Origin of the sequence: Paenibacillus sp. EKM301P, assembly GCF_011800295.1 — a bacterium.
Taxonomy (GTDB): Bacteria; Bacillota; Bacilli; order Paenibacillales; family Paenibacillaceae; genus Paenibacillus; species Paenibacillus polymyxa.
Window position 1 is genome coordinate 533,635 of record NZ_JAALFM010000002.1, and the last position, 21,950, is coordinate 555,584.

Annotated in this window: 22 protein-coding genes and 1 other annotated feature; of the genes, 10 read left to right on the forward strand and 12 right to left on the reverse strand. The window is 45.4% G+C overall.

The features are described from left to right. Positions 1-474 carry a hypothetical protein gene (locus tag HFD99_RS07750; RefSeq protein WP_045244123.1) on the reverse strand — a complete coding sequence of 158 codons (474 nt, stop codon included), beginning with the start codon at positions 472-474 and terminating at the stop codon, positions 1-3. A gap of 191 nt (positions 475-665) precedes the next feature. Here HFD99_RS07750 and HFD99_RS07755 point away from each other — a divergent pair, with 191 nt between their 5' ends. Both HFD99_RS07755 and HFD99_RS07760 read left to right on the forward strand, forming a co-directional pair. Beyond that, positions 666-1,601: a hypothetical protein gene (locus tag HFD99_RS07755; protein ID WP_025364196.1), complete on the forward strand. Its 936-nt coding sequence runs from the start codon at positions 666-668 to the stop codon at positions 1,599-1,601. Between the two features lie 75 nt (positions 1,602-1,676). Further along, positions 1,677-1,913, forward strand: a complete 237-nt coding sequence (locus tag HFD99_RS07760; RefSeq protein ID WP_016821365.1) for an NHLP leader peptide family RiPP precursor — start codon at positions 1,677-1,679, stop codon at positions 1,911-1,913. A 99-nt stretch (positions 1,914-2,012) separates the two neighbouring features. Here HFD99_RS07760 and HFD99_RS07765 read toward each other — a convergent pair whose 3' ends face one another. Continuing rightward, a complete protein-coding gene (locus HFD99_RS07765; protein WP_167440852.1) occupies positions 2,013-3,902 on the reverse strand; it encodes a sensor histidine kinase in 1,890 nt (629 codons plus the stop codon). Between the two features lie 132 nt (positions 3,903-4,034). Continuing rightward, entirely contained in the window at positions 4,035-4,322 is a 288-nt protein-coding gene (locus HFD99_RS07770; protein WP_016821367.1) for a hypothetical protein, read from the reverse strand. Between the two features lie 183 nt (positions 4,323-4,505). Here HFD99_RS07770 and HFD99_RS07775 point away from each other — a divergent pair, with 183 nt between their 5' ends. The 3 genes from HFD99_RS07775 to HFD99_RS07790 all read left to right on the forward strand — a co-directional run bounded on the left by HFD99_RS07775 (position 4,506) and on the right by HFD99_RS07790 (position 8,437). Then, positions 4,506-4,766 (forward strand): hypothetical protein, encoded by a 261-nt coding sequence (locus HFD99_RS07775; RefSeq protein ID WP_013369720.1) that lies wholly within the window; start codon positions 4,506-4,508, stop codon positions 4,764-4,766. Positions 4,767-5,137: 371 nt separating this feature from the next. Then, positions 5,138-5,411, forward strand: a binding site (T-box leader). Between the two features lie 84 nt (positions 5,412-5,495). After that, the gene (locus tag HFD99_RS07785) at positions 5,496-6,578 is read left to right on the forward strand and encodes a bifunctional 3-deoxy-7-phosphoheptulonate synthase/chorismate mutase (RefSeq protein ID WP_013369718.1); all 1,083 of its coding nucleotides are present in this window, start codon (positions 5,496-5,498) and stop codon (positions 6,576-6,578) included. Positions 6,579-6,814: 236 nt separating this feature from the next. Beyond that, complete coding sequence (locus HFD99_RS07790; protein WP_123796847.1) at positions 6,815-8,437, forward strand: DUF1593 domain-containing protein; 1,623 nt, start codon at positions 6,815-6,817, stop codon at positions 8,435-8,437. An 85-nt stretch (positions 8,438-8,522) separates the two neighbouring features. Here the strand turns inward: HFD99_RS07790 and HFD99_RS07795 are convergent, their stop codons facing one another. Then, a complete protein-coding gene (locus HFD99_RS07795; protein ID WP_013369717.1) occupies positions 8,523-9,383 on the reverse strand; it encodes a TrmB family transcriptional regulator in 861 nt (286 codons plus the stop codon). Between the two features lie 159 nt (positions 9,384-9,542). Here HFD99_RS07795 and HFD99_RS07800 point away from each other — a divergent pair, with 159 nt between their 5' ends. Further along, a complete protein-coding gene (locus HFD99_RS07800) occupies positions 9,543-10,445 on the forward strand; it encodes a DMT family transporter (RefSeq protein ID WP_016821372.1) in 903 nt (300 codons plus the stop codon). A 67-nt stretch (positions 10,446-10,512) separates the two neighbouring features. Here the strand turns inward: HFD99_RS07800 and HFD99_RS07805 are convergent, their stop codons facing one another. Continuing rightward, entirely contained in the window at positions 10,513-10,692 is a 180-nt protein-coding gene (locus HFD99_RS07805; protein WP_013369715.1) for an aspartyl-phosphate phosphatase Spo0E family protein, read from the reverse strand. Between the two features lie 87 nt (positions 10,693-10,779). After that, positions 10,780-12,012: an MFS transporter gene (locus HFD99_RS07810; protein ID WP_045244126.1), complete on the reverse strand. Its 1,233-nt coding sequence runs from the start codon at positions 12,010-12,012 to the stop codon at positions 10,780-10,782. A gap of 131 nt (positions 12,013-12,143) precedes the next feature. On the opposite strand from HFD99_RS07810, the gene HFD99_RS07815 reads away from it, so the two are divergent. Together HFD99_RS07815 and HFD99_RS07820 are read left to right on the forward strand one after the other, a co-directional pair. Next, complete coding sequence (locus tag HFD99_RS07815; RefSeq protein ID WP_025364192.1) at positions 12,144-12,401, forward strand: YqkE family protein; 258 nt, start codon at positions 12,144-12,146, stop codon at positions 12,399-12,401. A gap of 330 nt (positions 12,402-12,731) precedes the next feature. Then, a complete protein-coding gene (locus tag HFD99_RS07820; protein WP_017426371.1) occupies positions 12,732-13,409 on the forward strand; it encodes a peptidylprolyl isomerase in 678 nt (225 codons plus the stop codon). Positions 13,410-13,623: 214 nt separating this feature from the next. Here the strand turns inward: HFD99_RS07820 and HFD99_RS07825 are convergent, their stop codons facing one another. Next, positions 13,624-14,295: an MgtC/SapB family protein gene (locus tag HFD99_RS07825; RefSeq protein WP_016821376.1), complete on the reverse strand. Its 672-nt coding sequence runs from the start codon at positions 14,293-14,295 to the stop codon at positions 13,624-13,626. 115 nt (positions 14,296-14,410) lie between these two features. Further along, the gene (locus HFD99_RS07830) at positions 14,411-15,844 is read right to left on the reverse strand and encodes a hypothetical protein (protein WP_045244127.1); all 1,434 of its coding nucleotides are present in this window, start codon (positions 15,842-15,844) and stop codon (positions 14,411-14,413) included. A gap of 204 nt (positions 15,845-16,048) precedes the next feature. Here HFD99_RS07830 and HFD99_RS07835 point away from each other — a divergent pair, with 204 nt between their 5' ends. Then, positions 16,049-16,840: an SDR family oxidoreductase gene (locus tag HFD99_RS07835; protein WP_016821378.1), complete on the forward strand. Its 792-nt coding sequence runs from the start codon at positions 16,049-16,051 to the stop codon at positions 16,838-16,840. A 112-nt stretch (positions 16,841-16,952) separates the two neighbouring features. On the opposite strand, the gene HFD99_RS07840 is transcribed toward HFD99_RS07835, so the two are convergent. After that, positions 16,953-17,735 (reverse strand): YwaF family protein, encoded by a 783-nt coding sequence (locus HFD99_RS07840; RefSeq protein ID WP_045244128.1) that lies wholly within the window; start codon positions 17,733-17,735, stop codon positions 16,953-16,955. 140 nt (positions 17,736-17,875) lie between these two features. Here HFD99_RS07840 and HFD99_RS07845 point away from each other — a divergent pair, with 140 nt between their 5' ends. Further along, positions 17,876-18,088, forward strand: coding sequence for a hypothetical protein (locus HFD99_RS07845; RefSeq protein ID WP_016821380.1), 213 nt, complete (start codon positions 17,876-17,878; stop codon positions 18,086-18,088). Positions 18,089-18,178: 90 nt separating this feature from the next. On the opposite strand, the gene HFD99_RS07850 is transcribed toward HFD99_RS07845, so the two are convergent. The 3 genes from HFD99_RS07850 to HFD99_RS07860 form a co-directional block, all read right to left on the reverse strand. Beyond that, complete coding sequence (locus HFD99_RS07850) at positions 18,179-19,453, reverse strand: methyl-accepting chemotaxis protein (RefSeq protein WP_016821381.1); 1,275 nt, start codon at positions 19,451-19,453, stop codon at positions 18,179-18,181. Between the two features lie 261 nt (positions 19,454-19,714). Further along, on the reverse strand, positions 19,715-21,058 hold the full coding sequence (locus HFD99_RS07855) for a hemolysin family protein (RefSeq protein WP_045244129.1): 1,344 nt from the start codon (positions 21,056-21,058) through the stop codon (positions 19,715-19,717). A gap of 141 nt (positions 21,059-21,199) precedes the next feature. Next, on the reverse strand, positions 21,200-21,859 hold the full coding sequence (locus HFD99_RS07860; RefSeq protein WP_039277364.1) for an SGNH/GDSL hydrolase family protein: 660 nt from the start codon (positions 21,857-21,859) through the stop codon (positions 21,200-21,202). Positions 21,860-21,950: the final 91 nt, after the last annotated feature.

Consider the following 21,950-nt stretch of genomic DNA (forward strand, 5'->3'; position numbering starts at 1 on the left):
CTAACGCTTCAATTGAGCCTCATTCGAAGTCCCGGACTTACGATCGAAGGTAATCGGACCTTTACGATTTACAAGCCGCTTCAAATCCACGGTCATTTCATTCTTCAATTTATCGATGAGTTGATCCTCTTGAATGCCTTTGCTTTTAGCTACCTCAGCCAACGATTTCCCTTGTCCCAGTTCTTTCTCTAACTGGACAGGGGTGATACCCAGCAGCCTAGCTACTTTCTCGTTAAGATGGTGATTCAAGCCGCCCGGCCTTTTGCCGTGTCTATGTCTATGCACATGTCCGTGCCCGTGGTCATCCTGTGGATCAACATTCCACTGGTGGGCTTCTCCTTGGACAGAATCGTTGGGAGTGAGAGCTTGCAACGGATTACCCGATTCAATACCAGATGCTCCTGCACTCGCAGTACCATACATCATCACTCCTCCATATAGGATAGCAGCGGTCAATTTCCATTGTTTTTTCATGTTGTGGCCCCTCCTTTCATCCTTTTTCATCTATATTTTCTCTTTCAGCTTTTTTTATTCATTTTATATGTTTTTCACAACATTCCTTATTTAAAAATAACAAATTCTTGAAAATTGCATTCTGTTGTACAATGGCGGGTAACAACTAGAAGTCGCTACAAAAACATTTATAAGAGATGCGGGTGATGGCCATGGAGTGGTATTTTGCATACAAAGAAGAATTGGAAAAGGTATTTCGTCAAGCGGAGGAACGGACGGCCACATTTCCGGCTCCCTTTCAGCAAGAGGGGTTAGACTACCTGGCACGGTTTAATCCGTTGCGTGAAGACAGTACTCGTAATTACATATGCTATTTGCTTCCATTTTGGCTGCAGGAACTCACCGGACTACCTCCCGAAACATGTCGCAAGCTGTCACTCGGCAACGTGTTCGTCATGGCTCATTATTTAATCCAAGACGACGTGATGGACACAGCAGCAGACAACCGTAAAACGCAACTTGCCTTAAGCCAGCTTTTCTATACCGAGTGCCAAAACATTTATCAGGAGCTTTTTCCGGCAACCTCTCCTTTTTGGACATATGCCCGGACGTATGTGGACGAATGGGCCGTTAGTGTGGTATCCGAAGGAGCAGCAGACTATTTTCAAGGTGACAGAAATAAGGTCGCACTGAAAGCCAGTCCATTAAAAATGGCCGGAACGGGTGCTCTACTGCTCGCAGACCATGCTGACCTGATCGAGATCGTTACAGCGATGACGGATTTGACCCTGCTCGTGCTCCAAATGTCGGATGATTGGGCAGATTGGGCAGAGGATTTGATGGAGCATAGCTATAACTGCCTATTGTCCCATATTAGCGCCGAACGGAAGAAGCCGTACTGTGAAGGACTAGGACCACAAGAAATTCAGGAAGCGATTTATGTGCGAGGCGCACTCGCTAGCTATGTGAATATTGCGAATCAAGCCGTTCAGGAGCTAGAGACGATGGAGCCTACTATCCACGGCCTGCATAGGTTCGCACATTCCATTGCAGCAGAACTCAGCGAAGAGGCAGCAGAAATTGAAGGCGGACGATCACATTTGCGAAGAGGCGGGCTTGATTATTGGCTCTCCAAAAATATGAAGTAATGCTAGATTTTTCTGAGTCTTACGTGGTATACTGACTAGGTAAATATAACCAATCGAATGAGAGGGTGATTTTTGATGGCTACTGAAGTTCTTCAAACACAAGTCATTCAAAAAGCTTGGGAGGATGCCAGTTTCAGAGAAAAACTGATGGCAGATCCCAAATCTGCAATTCGTGATGTGTTAGGAGTCGTGATCCCCGATCATATCCAAATCAAAACGGTAGAGGAAACGTCTGACCAGTTCTATCTAGTAATCCCTCCAAACCCTTCAGGTGTGCTTGCTACATCCCAGAAGCCTCGCTCGATGTGGTAGATTGGCACTTGTAGCTTATTTAATCTATACTTCTTAATCTCAGGCGGGTGGGCTCAGCAAGCTTCCCTCCGTTTTCTCCGAACGCAAAAAAGCCGGATGTTATCCGGCTACGGGGAAGCGGATGGTCGCTTCTGTTCCCACCCCTTTTGCACTTGTAAAAGATATTTTACCATTCATCGTTTCAATAATCCGAAATGTCACCATCATCCCCAAACCCGTGCCTTTAGTCTTATTCGAAAAATAAGGCTCACCTAGTCTGGATAAGGTCTGAGCATCCATCCCTTCACCATTATCCCGAATATGAATGACTGCTTCTCCATTGTCCACATAAGCCCATATATGAATATGTCCCTGTTCTCGCAGCGCTTCAATACTATTTTTGATAATATTGATAAATGCCTGCTTGAATTTGGAGGAATTCCCACGCACTTTAATTTCCTGGGGAATATCCAGCGAAATTTTGCCACCTTGCAAATTTGCCATTGGACTGATAATTCCTTCAATATGCTTGAACTCATCCAATATGGTCAACGTTTTGGTATGGTCAAACTCTGGCTTGGCAAAAGTCAGAAAATCGGTAATAATCGCGGACGCTCGATCCAGCTCCTCCAGAGCGATATGCAGATAGTCTTTGTTTTTACCATCCTCCTGCTTGCTCATCAACTGAAGAAATCCACGTGTAACCTGAAGCGGATTGCGCACTTCATGAGCTACAGATGCAGCCAAATCGCTAATAATCTCCATTTTCTCTGAACGTTGAAGCTCATTATTGAACATCTCCAGTTCTCTGGAATACCGAACCACCTGTTTGTGCTTTTCCGCCAGCCTTCTGCCCAAGATGGCAATCAATGCTAGGACAAAACCGAACACGCCCCATTTCCATAAAAACATATTGTAGTGTCCGTCCCGGATAAAGAACCAGCTGAGTTCTGCGATAGTGATGACTGCAAAAAATGCAAAGCCTGTCAATAAAATGATCGCTTCGTGGTCTCCCTTAAGCGCCATGCGAACCGAAGCAAATACCAAAAGTACCATCAAAGCTACGAGCAATATACCGAGGACGATTACACTAAAGAAATAATATACATCGTTGAGTCGCTCCTGTGCTCCTAAATTCACAATCATGATGATGAAGCAGAACAAAGAGTAGGCGGTTAACAATTTTCTGAATTTCCGAATCAGTAAAATCGAATTGATATTTTGCTCAAAAAAGAAGGCTAATGAAGGCAGCAGAATAAATAGCGCCACATCAAAAAGTTGTAAATACAGCTTGCCATAGCCGCGATAGAACGTATATAAAAACGGTGAATACGTTACAATCATCAGACCGATAGACAATACAATCGCACTTAGGGACAACCACATCGCCATACTTGGACGGAACAGGAAGAACGAGCAAATCAATAGCACCAGGGCGATAAAGATAAATGTACTGCCTAGTACAATATCCAAGACATCCATTCTGACCAAGTTTCCCAACAAGTCACGATAATCACCAGTCATCACATTTCCGATAATGCCCAGTCTATTTTTGCTGCTTTCCGTCCATATGTATAATGTTTTACCACTGTCTTCTGGCTTCAGCGGAATCAGAATACGATTATTCTCATAATTATAGCCACGGTACGATTCATAAAAATTGGTGCCATCCTTATACAGCGTGATGTGCCTGCCATAAATATTTTCAAAAAGCACCGCTGGTGTTTCATCACTTAACGAAGGTAGCTTAATACGAATCCAGGCGGTGCCTCTATTGCCTGGCTGCTTGAGTAGCTGTGTATCATCTTCAATATGCATCCAGACCTTACTGTGATCATTTACCTCATCTAAAGAGCCATCCTCGTCTTCTGCTCCCCATCTCATATCCCAGGAGGGTATCTTATACTCCCTTTCCGGGGTCATTTTGGCCGCATAGCCAATGTGGTCCAGCGACAATAGTATCACAATGACCGCTAGCAGAGCGGCGACAGCTTTGGGCACATGCCTCATATTAAGCACCTCAAAGTTACGTAGTAGGATTTACAAATTTGTATATGTTTTAACATTTTTATCTTCCTGAAATTATATTATTCTATACGATGATGTTCATACCTTCTTCATAATAAGGGTATCATGTTCTTTTTAATCATTATTTGTAAAATCTTCATATTGATTAATGATCATTTCCTGTTCGCGTCGCTCCATCTGCTCTCTAAGCCCTATCCAAGGTTCACATTCTTCATCCTCATAGATCGTCCAAATATCGGAGAATAAATAATCGCGTATTTCTACTATTTTTCCGGCTTGTCCGCCGTCTGTCCAATATAAACCATCCGGACGCCGAATAACGGTACGCGAATAGCCTGGAGTGGACGCCTTTTGACCGACTCGGATTCGGCTAATCATCGGACCAAACATGTACCATTCCAATTCATATCCCTCCAACTCCTCTTTATCATATCACAGCAGTTACCAAAAAAACGCTAATTGAGAAAGAGCATACCCCTATTCGCATGATTTTAACTTCTTACAGACACACTAGCTCTAAGTTTAGCCATTCTGCGGTTTGGGTAAGGTCGAAATAAGCAACAAAAAGCAAAGGAGCTGAGTTAGATGGCAAATCGCGACAATCAAAAGACTGAGCTACAGGATCATGATTTTGAGCCTTCCCTGCAAAATGCAGAAACAAACTGGGAGAATCTGATCGAGGGACCAGATACTCCTCTGGAGGACGTGCCTGATGCCGATGAACTGACACCGAACAGTCCTGTTGATCCTTCTGCGCCTGCTGAATTCCTACATGGTACAGATTTACTGAACGGTACAGACGGGGATGAAGAAGAGCAACTGGACAGTGACGATATTCTGGATTAATTACTGCATATGATAGGATATAAGAAAGCGATTTCTCATCCTGCTATGCGGGTAATGAAGTATATACACCGAAAGGAGTTGACCAATCTCCTATGTATAAAGATCCGATGTCTCAGGCTGATATGGAGTACAAACGCTATAAAGCCTTGAATCCTGTAGAAGAGGATGACCGCAGGACTGCGGACAAGACTCATACGGATGATACCTTAGCCGAAGATAACCCACGAGGAGTCGCATCAGCGAAGCCCGAACCCAGGGATCAAGCAAGATGAAAGAACAGATAGGGAATGCAAAAACTAGAATCGGAAATCAGGGCTTGCCTTCTGCATCCACTTTGTTTAAAATAAGGTCAAATCTTTTGAATACCATGAACAAAGACATAGACGGAGACAAGTAAGCGTCATCGGATTCCCACAGAAAGGTACGTATTGCTGAGAGCGTACCGCTATCCCGCGTTGAAATTCACTCCCGAGTCGAGCCTTGAACCGACGACAGAAGGATTCATTCCTTTGACCGCAGTAGAGGTTTCCGGAAGCCCCCGTTACGGGCATCAAGCTCAGAGGTTACTGCCGTCGATTGAATGACGTTGACGACTTGCATGTATACTTCTGTAATTAGGGTGGTACCACGGCATTCGTCCCTTGCGACGAGTGCCTTTTTGTGTTATTTTCTGCAAAAAGTCCAAGGGCTGAAAGAAAAAACAATTTAAATTCGGGAAGGGTGTACTGTATGTCAACCAATGAAAATTCTTTGGAGCTGTTGCGGGAACAGCTCGATGCTACAAACTTGCAATTGCTGGAGCTGCTGTCCCAACGCGCTGAACTGGCGGGACAGCTTGGAAAATTGAAAGAAGCTCAAGGAGTGCCTGACTTTGATCCAGTGCGTGAGCAACAAATGCTGGACAAGCTGATTGCAGCTAATCGTGGACCTTTCGACGATGCTACAATTCGCCAGTTGTTCAAAAATATTTTCAAGGCTTCTCTGAACTATCAAAAAGAAGAACACAAAAAACATTTGATTGTCAGCCGCAAAAATCAGCCGGATAGCACGGTTATCAAGGTTAAAGACACACTGGTAGGTGGCAAAGCCTCCATCATGGTTGCAGGACCTTGCTCGGTGGAAAGCTATCAACAAACGCGCGAGGTAGGAGCAGCTCTCAAGGAAGCCGGTGTGCCGATTCTGCGTGGTGGTGCGTTCAAACCACGTACATCTCCGTATGATTTCCAAGGACTGGGTATTGAAGGCCTGCAAATTCTCAAACGCGTTGGCGACGAGTTCGGGCTGGCTACAATCAGTGAGATCGTCGATCCAAGACATTTGGAGGAAGCGATCCCTTACATCGATATCATTCAAATTGGCGCGCGCAACATGCACAACTTTGAATTGCTGAAAGCTGCGGGTGAAACGAGAACTCCGGTTCTGCTCAAACGCGGATTGGCTGCCACCATGGAAGAGTTCCTTCATGCTGCTGAGTACATCGTATCCCGTGGTAATACACAAGTCATGCTGATTGAACGCGGTATTCGTACGTATGAAAAATGGACACGTAACACGCTGGATATTTCCGCTGTTCCGATTTTGAAAAAGGAAAGCCATCTGCCTGTATTGGTGGACGTAACTCACTCTACAGGACGTAAAGACATCCTGGCCCCTTGTGCCAAGGCTGCCCTGGCTGCTGGTGCCGACGGCATCATGGTAGAAGTTCACCCGAACCCGGCAGTCGCTTTGTCCGATGCTCAGCAACAGCTGAACATCCCTGAATTCCACAACTTCCTGTCTGAAGTTAAAGAATCCGGTTTATTCAAAGCGTAAAACTAATTTTGTGCTAAGAATCATAAACCGCTTTCATTTTGTCAGATTATGATGTAGAATCTAATCAGGATTGTGACTGATCATGCAGGCAAAACCTAAATGTATATATGCTCGACTTTTGTTGAGACATATATATGTTTAGGTTTTTTTTATGCCTAAATCTTTAATAATAACAATACCTACATGGTTATAATCCTAAAAAATCATCATAGAAACGTTCAGAGAGGGGAACAGAAATGAGAAAAAGAAAAGGGTTAAGCATTTTTTTGTTAGCTATGATATGTATTTTAATCATTAGTGGTTGCAGTGGTAAGTCGCCAGCCGTCGTAAAGGATGAAAGCGCTGCTCCAACAGTACAACCAGCGGGAAATAAAGTGGAAAATAAAGCGACCAAGGCTAGAACGGTTATTACTACTGACGGAGAAGTAGATGATATGAACTCAGTCATACGCTTTCTTCTCTACTCTAACGAAATGGATTTGTCCGGGATTGTACTGACTAGCTCCGTATATCATTATGCAGGTGATGAAAAGGCCGGCATCAAGCCATTCAGATGGACCGGAACCCAATGGGTAACGGATATGATTGATGCCTATGGAGAGATTTACCCCAACCTAATCAAACATGCTGAAGGGTATCCAAAACCTGAATATATTAAAAGCGTTACCAAGATCGGAAATATTTCAAACAAAGGTGAAATGGACAAGGAAACGGAAGGCTCGAATTTCCTGAAAACACTTTTCCTAGACAATGACAAAAGAGATCTGTATGTACAAACCTGGGGAGGAACCAATACCACAGCCAGAGCTCTGAAATCCATTGAAGATGAATATAAAAATACAGATCAATGGGAAACGATTCAGAAAAAAGTAAGTGATAAACTCGTTCTGTACATCATTTTGGACCAGGACGATAGCTACAATAATTACATCGCCAAAAATTGGCCTGACATCAGAATTATCAATGACCAATCTAACTTCTGGCATTTCGCTTATGCTTGGAAAATGCACACGGAAGAAGTAAACAGCAAGTTACACGGGGAATGGAACTTCAAAAACATTAAAGACGGTCATGGCAAGCTGCTAAATATGTATGCCTTGATGGGCGACGGCAATATCATCAAAGGTGAATTGGATGAAGAACAAAGAGGCAGTGAAGCCTACTTGAAGAAAAATCCACAATACGACAAGTATGACTTTATTTCCGAAGGAGATTCTCCATCCTTCTTCTATTTAATTGATAACGGATTACGGAGCATGGAAAACCCAACCTATGGTGGCTGGGGAGGTCGTTTTGGTGTCGTTAACGATAAATTATTTAGAAATACGGTGTTAGATTATGATGTGCATACGAAAAAATTCGAAGCAGAGTACTCTCTGATGCGTTGGTTTGATGATATTCAAAATGACTTTGCTGCCCGTGCAGATTGGGCTATTGCTTCCGACTATAAAGATGCCAACCATAATCCAACATTGACCATTAAAGAAGGATTAGATCTAACGGCTAGTCCAGGGGAGAACATAACTCTACATGCAGAAGGAACAGATCCTGACGGTGATGCATTGACCTATAAATGGTGGAGATATTTCGAAGCTGACACCTATGAAGATTCTAAGGTCAAACCCGCCCAAGTTAAACCTGAAATGCTGGGTGATATGCAGCTTGGGCTTCACCGAGAATTAGCTGAAGGCGAGAAAGTAAACACGATTGACCTGCAAGGTAGCGACACAAATACTGCAAGTTTTACAGTTCCGGCAGATGCGAAGTCTGGGGATACGATTCATATCATTGCAGAAGTACAGGACAATGGTAAACATTCTTTGAAACATTATCAGCGTGTGATTGTAACCGTAAAATAACAGAAGACAGCACTCAATAAATTAGGCTCATGGAATCATACTCCATGGGCCTGTTTATTTTTGCGTATCGGACCTCGGACAATCTCTATACACGTTTAATACTTTTTTCAGTCAAAGGAACATAATATCCTTTTCCATTCGGACCCATAGCGAATTTATTACGAAGATGGATTAGATTAGGGCCGAATTTGGCCTCCAATTCTTCACGGAACTCATATAGGATTTCCATGATATAAATATCATGAATAATCACTTCCGTAATCGGCATCACAAGACCCGGATGTAGCGTCCATGCAGCACGGCTGTCATCACCAAGTGAAAGTATGCCAGCTACAACCTCCCGGTCATCCACGCTAAGCACAATCCATCGACCACCGATTTCGGACGTAATCTCCTCACTCATATCATGGCGGTAAACAGTAGCAAAATCAAAGTTAAGATCACCATATGCTACAAGGATCACCTCAATTCCTTGCTGAGCAGCTTGCTCTAAGGCATCCCGGAACACCTCGGCATCCTCTTTCCAAATTTCCAGTAAAATTCGGTGTTTTGCTCCCTTCACGCCTTCATTAATGCGATTGATAATGGCTTCATACCCCGAAATATTCCAAATGTTCTCTCTGTTTTGAAACGATGCTGTGTACTGCTCCAAACTCTCTTGCGCCACGTTGAAAATCTGCTCTGCTTTGCGCTTTCTCTGGGCAATCAATTCATGTGGAGGAAGCGGCACATATAGAGGTGTATTTTCTTGACTTACCATGATGTCCCCACGGTTGACCATTCCCGACAAAACCTCGTAAATCTTGGATCTCGGTACTCCAGAGTTCAATGAAACGGCATATCCCGAAAGTGGTGAGCTTTCCAATAAGGTCACATAAGCCTTGGCTTCATATTCACTAAAATTCAAATCACGTAGAATTTCTAATATGTTTGGTTTTGATTTCATGACGTCTTCTCCTCAATTCATGTTCTTCCTTACTATATCACTTCCCCTTGACAAAAACTGATATACAAATTATCTTTTTAGTAGCATTTTCATAGTAGTAACTATAGTAGCTACTACACTATCATATTTCATAGGGGATGAACTCAGGGAGGATATAACTTGAACAAAGTCATAGCTCATCACAGCGAAAGCAACCGGATTTACTATACTTCTACGATTCTAGCCCTATTGATCTGGAGCACATCGTTTATTGCCACCAAAGCAGCCTATACGACGTTCCCTCCTCTTACCTTGGGTCTATCCAGATTTATCATAGCCTCCATCGTACTAGGTATCGTTCTGCTGATCAAAAAAGAACATGTCAAAGTAAAGCCAAAGGATTTGGCTACGATTTCGTTTAGTGGAGTTTTGGGAATCACTCTTTATTTTTCAATGGAGAATATAGGGGTTAGCCTGACGACCGCTTCCAACGCAGCATTAATTGTCGCATCGTATCCCGCAATTACATCGCTGCTTGAATTTATTTTGTATAAAGTCAAATTATCCAAATATAAAGTCTGCGGCATAGCACTGGCCATGATCGGGGTATATTTCTTAACCTCCGTTGGCGAAAGCTCGGATGGTAAGAATCAACTCATCGGAAATTTAATATTGATTGGCACCGGATTTGCGTGGGCGTTTTACACTTTCATGACGCGTAAGGTTGTGGACAAATATCCGCCGGTGACGTTATCTTTTTATCAAACCGTTGCAGGTAGTATCTTTTTCATACCGTTAGCCCTATTAGAAAAGGATAGCTGGCAGGCTCCGACAACGGGATCGTTTATGTTGCTCATGTATCTGGGTGTGTTCTGCTCCGTTATCGCATTTTTACTTTATAATTACGGATTAATCAAGCTGTCACCGAGCAGTTCCGTTTCTTTAATGAATTTGGTTCCGATATTTGGGGTGTTGTTCTCTGTCTTACTATTGCACGAAACGATTACATGGCGCCAAATCATTGGCGGCTTGGTCGTTATTATAGGGGTCTTGATGAGTGCGCATCAAACTAACCGTACCTAAAAATATTGCAGCCCTACAATACAAGGGCGAGTGGCCTTTTTAAAAGATCTCGCCCAGTTGGTTATATCTATGCAGTCGGCTTTTTTTCTTTTATATAAAAAAGGTGGTTATATTGATTGATGAGGTTATCCATAATTACAGACTGTTTGAGCACACTGGCATGATTAAAGCCATGTTTTGCTTGTAAAATATACAGCTTTTGACGGGCATTCTCAAGCTGTTGACGCAAAATGTCGTCTCTTATCATAATATATCCCTCCCTGTCATATGATCAGTGTAAAGGGTTATGAATAATATACTAAAAATAAGGGTTTGGGATAATTATCTAATTGGCCTATCCGGCAGAATGAATATTCTGATCCGTTGCGTTATTTTGGGCTGAAATCGGGAAAACGTTTTTTCCCTTCGCCCATAGCAACAACGCTGCAACCAGCAAGATGCCACCGTTTAATACGAAGATCCAGCGAATGGGCATCCAGCTACCAAGCATGCCGCCAATCAGCGGCCCCGCCATCGTCGCGAGCTGGGTAGCTGATTGATTCAGGCTAAAGGCTCGTCCACGAAACTCCGGCTTGGTGACTTCCACAGTTATGGCATTAATCGCCGGCATGACAGACGCATAAAACAATCCATATCCAAACCGAAGCGCACCAAAACCAACAAAGTTGGTTACAAAAAACTGCAAGATGTTCCCAATCCCCGAACCGATCAGCCCAATCAGTAACACTCGGGCAAAGCCGATTTTCCCTCCAATCCGGCCCCATCGGGGAGCCATCAGCACTGCCGCGATGCCTACAGCTGAGAATACAATCCCGGAACTTAAAGACGCATGGCTACGGTCCACGCCCATTTCAAGTACATACACCGTAATTAACGGTTCCAATATCATGACGGAAAAGGTACTTAATCCCGCCAGGATAAGCAAAAAGTACAATGGCCGATTAGCAATAGCCTCTTTGATATCATCCCGAACATGCGAGCGGGTGCTGGTGCCCTTGAAGCTATCCTCTCTAGCGCCAAATGTCGCGATGAACGCAGATACCAGTACAAGAGCCGCTGAGAAAAAAAAGGCATTTCGATTGCCATAATAATGGCTCACCACACCACCGATCAGCGGACCTATAATGCTGCCAGTCGCTCCAGCAGTCGCCATAATGCCAAGGGCATAGCCCGTTTTTTCTTCAGGCGAGCCCGTTCCAACCAGCGCAATCGCCGCAGGAATAAATCCGGAGAGAAGTCCTTGAAACAAGCGAACTCCTACAAATACATAGGGGTCTGTCACTAAAGCACATACCAGATACAATACAGCCAGGCTAAACCCTGAACGAATCAGCATCGGCTTACGTCCATACTTATCTGCCAGCGAGCCCCAAAACGGGGCAATCAGCGCGCTCGCTAAAAAAGTAACTCCAAAGGCAATTCCTGACCATAATTCCAGTTGATCGTTAACCCCCAATTCCGTATTCAGAAAAATAGGTAAAAACGGAATCGACACGGAATAGGCCATGCTGCAAAACAATACTCCGATCCACAAAACAATCAGGTTTCGCTTCCAATATAGATGCATGCTGCCACACGTCCCTTCTGTTCATTCCATTATTACCCTCTAAATTAGAAAAGTCTACCGTAAACCTTAGTCTTTCATCGTGGAACAACCACGAAGAAGCTGATATAATCGAATGGAATGGAGATGATGATATGGCTAAAAAGAGAAATTCGTCTTTTGCTACTCCTGCGGCTCAGGACAAACCTGCTACCTTAAAGGATCTGTTGAGTCAGGACGTGCTGAACAAGCTTAAGGCTCAAGCCAATGAAGCGCAAGCAGAACAAGACAAGCGTAAAGAAGACGAACGGCAACGTGCCCTTGAAGCAAAAAAAGCTGAACAAAAGAAGCTGGACAACAACTTTGAACATCTGTTGAATAACAGCAATTTGGACTGGCACAAATATAAATAAGCCAAAACCATTGCGGTTTTGGCCTATCTTTACACTTTATGTTATAGCCAGTCACGAATATGTTGTACTGAGTACAGCACCCCTACCCAAACTGGCAGACTGAACGCCATACCCCATATGAGACCTTTAGCCAGTTTTTTGTCTACCTCCATCATGATCCTGCCCCTTTCCTTGGGAATAGCAGCAGTATGGGTCAAGAATACGGTTTTCAAACCCGTATTTCCTTATCCCCAACAAAAAAGGTATGATAGTAAATGGAAAAGTGTTCTGCGCTGTCCCCAAACTATAAATTAGGATGTTACACCATCCAACCTTTCAGGAGGAATATTAATGAACCGAAAATCGATACGCCCATGGTACACATTGTGCCTGCTGGCCATCATGCTCGTGCTGGTTGCCGGATGTGGCACAAAAGCCACCGATGTGGAAGCTGCAAGCCGGACAAGCACCACAACTCCCGCTGCAACTAAAGACAAAAGCAAGGCTGTTTCACATCCAGTTGTCACGATTGTCATGAACGATGGCAAGAAAATCAAGCTTGAGCTGTATCCGGAAGTAGCACCGAACACGGTTAACAATTTCATCTCCTTGGTGCAAAAGGGAGCTTATAACGGTACCATTTTCCACCGCGTCATCCCCGGCTTTATGATTCAGGGTGGTGATCCGCAAGGTAACGGTACAGGCGGCCCCGGCTACAGTATCAAAGGGGAATTCAAGAGCAACGGCGTTAACAATACACTCAAACATACACGTGGCGTATTATCCATGGCCCGCTCAGCGGATCTGGATTCAGCCGGATCGCAATTTTTTATCATGGTTGACGATGCGGACTACCTCGACGGTCAGTATGCCGCTTTCGGTAAAGTAACGTCCGGAATGGACGTGGTCGACGCTATCGTCAACTCCAAACGGGATAGCAATGACAAACCTACCAAACCAGCTACAATGAAAAAAGTTACTGTAGATACGCTGGGTAAAAAATATCCAGAACCCGTCAAAGTAAAATAATCCGTCTTTCATAACGGGATAACCGCAACGACCTTGTGCATACGCATGAGGTCGTTTTTGCTTATCCCCTGATACTTTCTAAGCTGCTGATTCTGTGATGTAGTAAGAGTATATACACAAAAGGAAGCGTTTTCAATCATTATTTTTAGATTTTTTTACTGTTAAATGTGTCTACAGCGTTCGACAAAAGTTACTTAATAAGCAGTAAAGTCGTCTAATTGGATTTGGTCTCGACTGAACGGATGCCTTCCATCTCTTGCAGCAGTGACAACAATTCCTCCACTCCCTCTGACCGAGACAGTTTTAGAAGCATATGAACCATCAACTGCTCACCGTTATTGATGCGCTCGGCGTGAAAGCTGTGAATGGTCAGCTTTTTGTTCTCCAGCAGTTCTTTAATTTGATTCAGTACACCCGGCTCATTATCAACCTGAACTACCACTTGCCGTGTGGACGGGGTAGCCATCTGATAAAAACGACTATGGAGCAAGGACTGAGCCGCCAAAATAAACAGCGTTACACCCGCGCCAAGCCCATACATTCCTGCACCGACAGCAATACCAATCCCGGCGGTAGTCCAGATGCCCGCAGCGGTAGTCAGCCCTTTGATTCTATTTTTTTGTGTAAAAATCATTCCTGCGCCGATAAAGCCAACTCCACTTATAACCTGTGCTGCTATTCTGGAAGGGTCCAGCGATAGGTTAGACCATACAGTCTGGTCTTGAAAACCATATTTGGATACCACCATCATAAGCGACGCCCCGATCCCGACAATGAAATGCGTGCGAATGCCTGCCTCCTTCATCCGACTTTTGCGTTCATAGCCGATTAATGCGCCGCACAATCCGGCAAACATGACTCGAATCAGATAATCCCAATCCCACATACCTTTTTCACTCCACTATTGTTTATGTTATGAAAAGATGTTGCCTTAATATATAATTCATGATGCTCCGGCAAATGAGCCGTTATACAGCTGTTATTTTGTTATTACCCAAATTTTAAGGAACCTTTACTTCATGTTCGAGAAGATTGCGATGCGCCTTTCTTCCCTTGAGTAGCCACAGCTCTGGTGTATCCTGCACACCGTCTATACGCATACTAAATGTTCTGGATGGTAAATTACGTACACGGAGCAATAGACGGTTTCCGTCTGCTGCTGCCTCCACAAGCTCTAGCAGTGTTAGTGAATCATTCGCTAGCTTGCGGTTCAAAGCGCGAGTTGAATCTGCGCTGTCCTCCCGGCTCCAAATACGAAGTTCGCCCACAACCGGGGCTGCAATTCGCTTACTGAAAGAAATAACCACCTCATCTTCGGCGGAACGTTCCGCCCTAAGAGGTACTGGAGGCTCATCGTACATGTAGCCTCCCAGATGGTATTCATACGCAGTCCAGGCGTTGTAATCGCCCTTCAGGGCGGTAGCCCCGAATTGCCGCGTCCACTCGCGGTCCCGAACCATCCGCGCGAGCGAACCGATATCCGCCTGCACTCCGAGGGGCAAACCCGGATAAGCGGCGCGTATGGACTGCGCGATGCGAGCATAGCCGCGAATATACTGTGGCGGCAGGCGGCGGCGCATCCAGTCTGGCCAATGGGTCTGGATTACGTGCATATCCGGGGCTACGCTCCCGATCATGGCTACCGCGTCCAGACCCTGCCATTCCCGCAGCTGACTGGGAATATCGCCACGCCCGCTCACAGCGAGCGACCATGTCGCCACGCAGATGTCCGGCCGGACATCACGCACACCGCCTGCGCCGTTCACCAGCTCACAAATGAGCCCATTCACGGCGTCCACGCGCAGATCGACCCACTGCGCGTACAGCTTCGGGACCTTCCGGTAGTAGTTCCGCGCATGCTTATCGCGGAAATTCGGAATGTCCTCACCGTAGCGCGCGCGGAAGGCACGCTGCGCATGCGGTCCAATATCCCCGTACACTCCACTGCGCAGCCCGTTCCATTCGGGGAAATAAGGCTCCGCCACCTCTAAGCCGTCAAACGGAATGTCGGTGACGAGCCGGGCAGCGGCTTTCTTTTTCCATTCCACATATTCCTGGGCAAAATGCGAAAGCCGCTGAAAACCATCATTGGGCTCGCGCAGCAGCTCCATGCGCCATTCCTTCCACGCTGGCGGCAGCTGGGACACGCCAAAAGAACCGTTACCCAGCACCATCGCCCACACCGCGATGCCTCTACGCTGGAAAGCAGCAACAAGCGCTCCGTCCACTTCATTTTCACGCACGACAAAATAATGCACGGTCTGGTAGCCTGCAAGGGCGATCTCATCCGCTATGCTATCCCGCGACCGATTGGCATAATAGGGAAACAACGGATCAATTTGAATGCTGGAACCGCTCATGACCCATGGTTTCATTTTTCCGATTCGTGCTATAGAGTCTGTTATTTCGGATTGGCCCTGTCTCTTATTGTCCAATTTGATTCACCTCCGTCACTCGCGTCTTCTCCGATACTTGCTCAGAATCTATATATTTGGGCTATAAGTTTCTACTGGTTCGCCTATGTTACCATATTTCGCAAATGGCGTGAAATACAGCGGCTACTGTTTCACCATCAACGTTCAGAGGTATTGGTATAACGAGTCAGGTTTAGCTTATGAACGGAATGGGAGGAATAGTCAATGGCAGAGCAGAGATTGCAAGGAAAGATAGCAGTGGTCAGCGGCGGCGGTTCAGGAATCGGTAAAGCAACCGCCATTCGTTTTGCAGAACAAGGCGCCAAGGTAGTCATGCTGGATCGGACACCTGAGCATGCAGAGGAAACCAAAGCAATCATTGAGCAGGCAGGCGGTGAAGCACTTGTGCTGGAATGTGATATTGCCAAGCCAGACATGATTCAGCAGGGATTCGCTAAAGTCGTGGAAACATACGGAAAGCTGGATATCGTGTTCGCCAACGCAGGCATTAATGGCACCATGGCCCCTATCGAGACCATGGAGCTGGAGGAATGGGACCGCACAATAAATATTAATCTACGCGGCACCTTCGCCACCGTTAAATATGCTGTTCCATACCTGAAAGAACACGGCGGCAGCATTATCATCACCAGTTCCATCAACGGTAACCGAACCTTTTCGGGTATTGGGTTTTCAGCTTACGCCTCTACCAAGGCGGCTCAGGTTGCTTTTATGAAAATGGCAGCGCTGGAGCTGGCACGTTACAAAATACGGGTCAACGCGATATGCCCAGGAGCTATCGACACGAAAATTGATGATAACACGTACCCTACCGAAGACTTGAAGAAGGTACAAATTCCAGTCGAATTTCCGAAGGGCGGAGAGCATCCGCTGGAGGATGCTCCCGGTGAGCCAGAGCAGGTCGCCAATCTGGTCCTGTTTCTCGCCTCAGATGAATCATCTCATGTATCGGGTACAGAGATCTATGTAGACGGAGCAGAATCGCTGCTGCGTTAAGCATAAAGGGGATCGTTGTCCCCGTATAAGCTACTGCTCAGACATTCTTAGCAGCCTTATCCCAAGTCATTACTAGTGGAAAAGGCTGCTTTTGCATGGCTTTACAACTATTTTATAGCGCCCTGTCAGCACCATGCACAGCTCCTTTGCGAAGGCGGACATACAATCTGCCTCCTGGCAGCACCTCAAACAACAGCATCAGAAGAGAAAAGAATAGCAGTGCAATGACCTCTTCTGCCAAAATATAAACAGGGTATGGCCCCAAAACATCCAATATCGATGGTGTCGACGGCTTTCCGGTCAGAAACATGTAGTTGGCACCAAACGCACGGTCTACAATCCACACCATCAACGCCAAGCCATTGAGGAATAGCATAACTCCCCCTACACTCTTCCATGTCGGTCGGAGTCCTGCGATCCAGGTCATATATAGGGCAGCCAAAATAATAGCACTATGAGCTACGAAAAAATGGATAAAACGATAGTGCGGAAAGGCATAAGCCAAATTAGGCGTGAGTACTGCTTGGAGCGCTCCTCCAATTCCGGCAAACAGGACGACCGAATATAACCAACGGCTGCGGAACATAAGCATCAGGATGGACAACAGCAGTGTCACACTGCACAATTCCAAGGGCAATGATGTCTGGACATCCCAAATATGCTGTGCCACATACCATATATTCAAAGTCACCTCTGAAAGAATGAGGATCGTAATTAATAACCAGCGAATCCCCTCACTTACAGGCTTATTTGACCGAACCCATCCCCGCGTTAGCCACAGCAGCAAAGCACATACAATGAGCCCCAGTATAGCCAAAGCATGTGACGGAGTAAAGGCTTCGAACCCTTCCGGCGCATACGCATCGAACCAAGACCCTGACCATAGCCAGTCCATAGAAAGCCCCCTTCGATTTCTTTCTCTCTTTGTATCTTCTATTTTATACCAAATAGTCAAATATGTTCTAGCTGTCTTTCTTGCTTGTTCAATACCTTAACCTTTATGATAAAAGATATTATATTCAAAGGAGAACACTCATGCCGATTAATCGCCGATTAATTACAGATCAGGATTTCAGCGAGGCACTGGAACGTCATCTTCGTGTCCGGGTATTTCAAGATGACCAATTGATTGGCTCAGGCGGGACGATAATCCGTTTTGACGATCAGACCATCGTTGTGCAGTCTAGCGTCAGTGACCTGGCTTACCATCCCAGAAAACAATGTGAATTTTTTGAAATTAAAAAATAGCCACCACACACCGGAGAACCATTTTGCTTCGTTTTCCGGTGTGTAGCAGCTACGTTTTTATGGGTATGCATCATGCCTCACATAACGTTTTTAGTTATAATTGATTCCACGTGTTTTCATCATGAGTTTATTCGTAAGCACTTTCAAGTCCTCGGAAGAGGATGAAATTTCCTGCATAATAGCCGTCTCCTCATGAGCAGCCGTATAAATTTTGTGAGCACCTTCAGAGAACGCCCCTGACATTTGCTGGATACGATGAATCTGTTCAAAGGTTTGATCAACCCGATTCGTCTGCTCTGTTACGGCTTCTTCCATGGTGCGAATGCTTTCGACAAATTCACGTACAATAGCGTTCAAACGGTTCAGCGTCTGGTCGACAGAACTTGTCCGTTCCGCCTCAGCACTGACTAAAGACGTTTGCTGATGCATCAACTCCACAGTCTCTACGATTTGTGACTGTACACGGCTAACGATAGCATTAATTTGCTGTACAGACTCCGTACTTTGGGCGGCCAGTGCGCGAATTTGGTGCGCCACTACAGCAAAGCCGTTCCCTTCTTCTCCCGCACGTGCCGCTTCTATAGAAGCATTCAGCGCCAACAGATGGGTCTGTTCGGCAATATCCTTCACCGTGCTTGTAATCGCTTCAATTTGTGAAGCTTCTTTTTCCAGTCGTGCAATCACCTGCTGTGAACGACTATGTGAAGCTGTCAGCTCACCCATGCCATCCATCAGGGATGAAAATACAGTCTGCGTCGAATCTACCGAATGCTCCATATGGCCTGACAATTCCAACATATGTCCCGATTTGCTACGCATCATTTTAAAATCGCCCAGCATTCGATCCGCTGTTTTAATTGATTGGGCAGATGCTTGCTTTTGCTGCTCTACGCCATCCAAAATATCTTCTACTACCGTAGACATGGACTCGATTTGCGCCGTAGCCTGTACAATAGCCAAGCTCAGATTTTCTGCACTTTGCGAAGTTGTTCTGGTACTATACGAGATCTCATTGAACATATCTTTAATGTTCAACATCAGATGCCGAAATGCATCGTACAACACTTTGATTTCATCATCTGAACGACGCTCTGGGATTACGACAGACAAGTTGCCCGCCGAAGCTTCCTCTGCCGCCTTGGCCAATCTAACAATCGGCCGTGTAAGTAATTTTGAGATCAACCAGCCCAAAATGCCACTCCACAGGACACCCAATAACAAAATAATCGAGGTGTATACCCATTCCTGTGTACCATGAGCAAGCCAGTCCTTGAGTACAAAAATAAAAAAAGCGCTTGTTCCATAGGTTATTGCTGAAATCAAGACAAATGCAGTAACCATTTTCGTACCTAGTGACATCTTCATGTACTGTAGCCCACCCCAAAAAACTCAAATTTGATTCCATTTTACCATAAAATTGCTACATTTCTAGTAGTATTTTTCACAGACACCTATATTTATAAGCATAAAGATGCAGAGTCTTAAGTCCCCTGACCTAACTACAAAAACAACATGCTATTCAGGCAGCAAATTACGTCAAAAAAGCGGACGAATCGCGCTGCCGCTTACGTTGCAGGCCATTCGCCACATCTGAAGCGATCTATTGCTTCGCCATGCCATTTTCCATCATTGAGAATAACTGTCATCCTTCTGTTCAACAATCGCCTTTTTAACCGCTTCAATTGTGTCTATTTGGTGACTGTTTTTTTCCAGTACAGTAAACTCCCATAATCCGCTGGTCAGCTTGTCTCCTTGTTGGATATCAAAACGTTCGGAAAGCATCCAACCGCCAATCGTATATACGTCCCCGGCCTCAATATCTGTCTCCAAGCGCCGATTGACCTCATGGATAAGCGCCTGTGATTTGAGTATGTAACGATGATCATCTGTTTTTGTAATGAGCGGTGTTAGCGCTGCGGGGGTTTCGGTATCCGTATAGGAAGGAATGTCTCCAACAATTTCCTCCATAATGTCCTCTAGGGTGATAAGCCCAGACGTTCCACCATATTCATCCACCAGCACCGCTACTGGAATACGTCGTTTTTGCATCTGAATCAGCAGATCCCGAGCCTGAACCGTCTCAATCACCTGAAGCACCGGATGAATGTAAGAAGCCATCGTTGTATTTCCTGTGCTATGCCCACGGGCCAAATCATGCAGAGCTTCCTTCACACGAATCATCCCGATAATACGATCCCGGTCCCCATGTTCAGCTACAGGTAGAAAATTATAAACTTTGTCCTCGATCAGCTCCATAAACTCGGCTACCGTTGCCTGGTGAGATATAGAACGGATGTGGATGCGCGGTACCATAATTTCCTGCGCCGCACGGTCGTCAAAATCAAATACATTGTTCAAATATCGATATTCTGTCGGTGTAATTTCACCACTACGAAACCCTTCAGATAACGCCAGTCGAAGCTCGGCTTCACTGAGTGCTGCATCTTCTTCGGATACTTTTTTTAGCCCAAAAAGCCCCGTAATGACACGTGAAGAACGACTGAGCACCCAATTCAGAGGATACGTTATTTTATAGAATACCGTAATCGGACGGGCAAAAAACAATGCCATCGGTTCGGCAATTTGTATGGCGAAGGTTTTGGGTACCAGTTCCCCAACGACCACCTCGAAATAGGTCAAAATCAGAAAAGCCAGCAAAAAGGAGAGCACTCCCGTTAGTCCAGCTGGAATATGCGCCAACACAAACAGGGGATGTAGCAGCTTCTCAACTGTAGATTCCCCTAACCAGCCTAGCGCCATTGAAGTTAATGTGGTTCCAAGCTGACAAGCGGATAAATACTCGTCGAGCCGAGACAGAATATTTTTAACAGCTTTCGCATTTTTGTTGCCCTCAGAGGCCAATTGGTTGATACGAGATACCCGAACACGGATAATGGAATACTCTGAGGCCACAAAAAAAGCTGTTAAAGTGATAAGTAAAATAACTAGAATGATATTTATCGTTTCCATAGCCCTCTCTTGCTCCGTTGATGCCGAAGCAAGAAGCACCCCCTTTGACATTCATTTTTGGTTGGAACCATAACATAAGTAATGATGTCCATAATCGTGTATTACCCAAAAATGACAAGGAATAGACTATGTATAACTTTGTTAACGAATCGCCAGCGGACTCTTTTGCACGATATCTATCCATTGATCGGCTATTAACTGGTGCCCGACCGCTGTCGGATGAACCCCGTCATGCAGCCAATAGGAAGCGTCCGCCTTGGTAGCGGCCTCGTTCAACATGCTCTGGAGCGGCACAAATACGGCCCCATATTTGTCGGCAAGTTGACGTACAATACGCTGGTAGCCCGTTATTTTTTCTTGCCAAGTGTCCCAGCGCGCCTCGGTAGCTCCCGTTTTCAAAATAAACGGCTCACACAGTATCAGCCCGGTATCTGGCATCACTTCACGCGTCTCCTCCAGCAAGTGACAATAAGCTCGTTCAAATCGGTCCGTCACCCCGGACGGCTCCTGCTCTACGATCCGCCAGGCATCGTTCACTCCGATTAGAATACTGAGCAGGTTCGGCTGTAGGCTAAACGTGTCTTCATTCCAACGAGCATACAAATCCGAAACCCGATCCCCCGAAACACCCCGGTTTACAAATTCCGGTTGTGTAGCAGTCAGTCGACTCCCGAGTGTCCCAGCGATCAGATACACATAGCTCTGACCCAGCCAATGGTTCGCGTCCTCATTCCGTCCCCTTCCTCCGTCTGTAATGGAATCTCCTTGAAAAAGAATACGTGTGTGTCCTGTACTCGGCATTTTCCATTGTCCCCCTTCACAATTTCCAATAATACCCTTATCATACCTTGTATTCTCCGAATTGGAAAGCGGTTTCAGAATTTGAGAGAGT

What these genes read in the sequence shown, in the direction of transcription:
- HFD99_RS07750 (WP_045244123.1), bottom strand. Translation starts at nt 474, where the DNA reads ATGAAAAAACAATGGAAATTGACCGCTGCTATCCTATATGGAGGAGTG.
- HFD99_RS07755 (WP_025364196.1), top strand. Translation starts at nt 666, where the DNA reads ATGGAGTGGTATTTTGCATACAAAGAAGAATTGGAAAAGGTATTTCGT.
- HFD99_RS07760 (WP_016821365.1), top strand. Translation starts at nt 1,677, where the DNA reads ATGGCTACTGAAGTTCTTCAAACACAAGTCATTCAAAAAGCTTGGGAG.
- HFD99_RS07765 (WP_167440852.1), bottom strand. Translation starts at nt 3,902, where the DNA reads ATGAGGCATGTGCCCAAAGCTGTCGCCGCTCTGCTAGCGGTCATTGTG.
- HFD99_RS07775 (WP_013369720.1), top strand. Translation starts at nt 4,506, where the DNA reads ATGGCAAATCGCGACAATCAAAAGACTGAGCTACAGGATCATGATTTT.
- HFD99_RS07785 (WP_013369718.1), top strand. Translation starts at nt 5,496, where the DNA reads ATGTCAACCAATGAAAATTCTTTGGAGCTGTTGCGGGAACAGCTCGAT.
- HFD99_RS07790 (WP_123796847.1), top strand. Translation starts at nt 6,815, where the DNA reads ATGAGAAAAAGAAAAGGGTTAAGCATTTTTTTGTTAGCTATGATATGT.
- HFD99_RS07795 (WP_013369717.1), bottom strand. Translation starts at nt 9,383, where the DNA reads ATGAAATCAAAACCAAACATATTAGAAATTCTACGTGATTTGAATTTT.
- HFD99_RS07805 (WP_013369715.1), bottom strand. Translation starts at nt 10,692, where the DNA reads ATGATAAGAGACGACATTTTGCGTCAACAGCTTGAGAATGCCCGTCAA.
- HFD99_RS07810 (WP_045244126.1), bottom strand. Translation starts at nt 12,012, where the DNA reads ATGCATCTATATTGGAAGCGAAACCTGATTGTTTTGTGGATCGGAGTA.
- HFD99_RS07815 (WP_025364192.1), top strand. Translation starts at nt 12,144, where the DNA reads ATGGCTAAAAAGAGAAATTCGTCTTTTGCTACTCCTGCGGCTCAGGAC.
- HFD99_RS07820 (WP_017426371.1), top strand. Translation starts at nt 12,732, where the DNA reads ATGAACCGAAAATCGATACGCCCATGGTACACATTGTGCCTGCTGGCC.
- HFD99_RS07825 (WP_016821376.1), bottom strand. Translation starts at nt 14,295, where the DNA reads ATGTGGGATTGGGATTATCTGATTCGAGTCATGTTTGCCGGATTGTGC.
- HFD99_RS07835 (WP_016821378.1), top strand. Translation starts at nt 16,049, where the DNA reads ATGGCAGAGCAGAGATTGCAAGGAAAGATAGCAGTGGTCAGCGGCGGC.
- HFD99_RS07840 (WP_045244128.1), bottom strand. Translation starts at nt 17,735, where the DNA reads ATGGACTGGCTATGGTCAGGGTCTTGGTTCGATGCGTATGCGCCGGAA.
- HFD99_RS07845 (WP_016821380.1), top strand. Translation starts at nt 17,876, where the DNA reads ATGCCGATTAATCGCCGATTAATTACAGATCAGGATTTCAGCGAGGCA.
- HFD99_RS07850 (WP_016821381.1), bottom strand. Translation starts at nt 19,453, where the DNA reads ATGAAGATGTCACTAGGTACGAAAATGGTTACTGCATTTGTCTTGATT.
- HFD99_RS07855 (WP_045244129.1), bottom strand. Translation starts at nt 21,058, where the DNA reads ATGGAAACGATAAATATCATTCTAGTTATTTTACTTATCACTTTAACA.
- HFD99_RS07860 (WP_039277364.1), bottom strand. Translation starts at nt 21,859, where the DNA reads ATGCCGAGTACAGGACACACACGTATTCTTTTTCAAGGAGATTCCATT.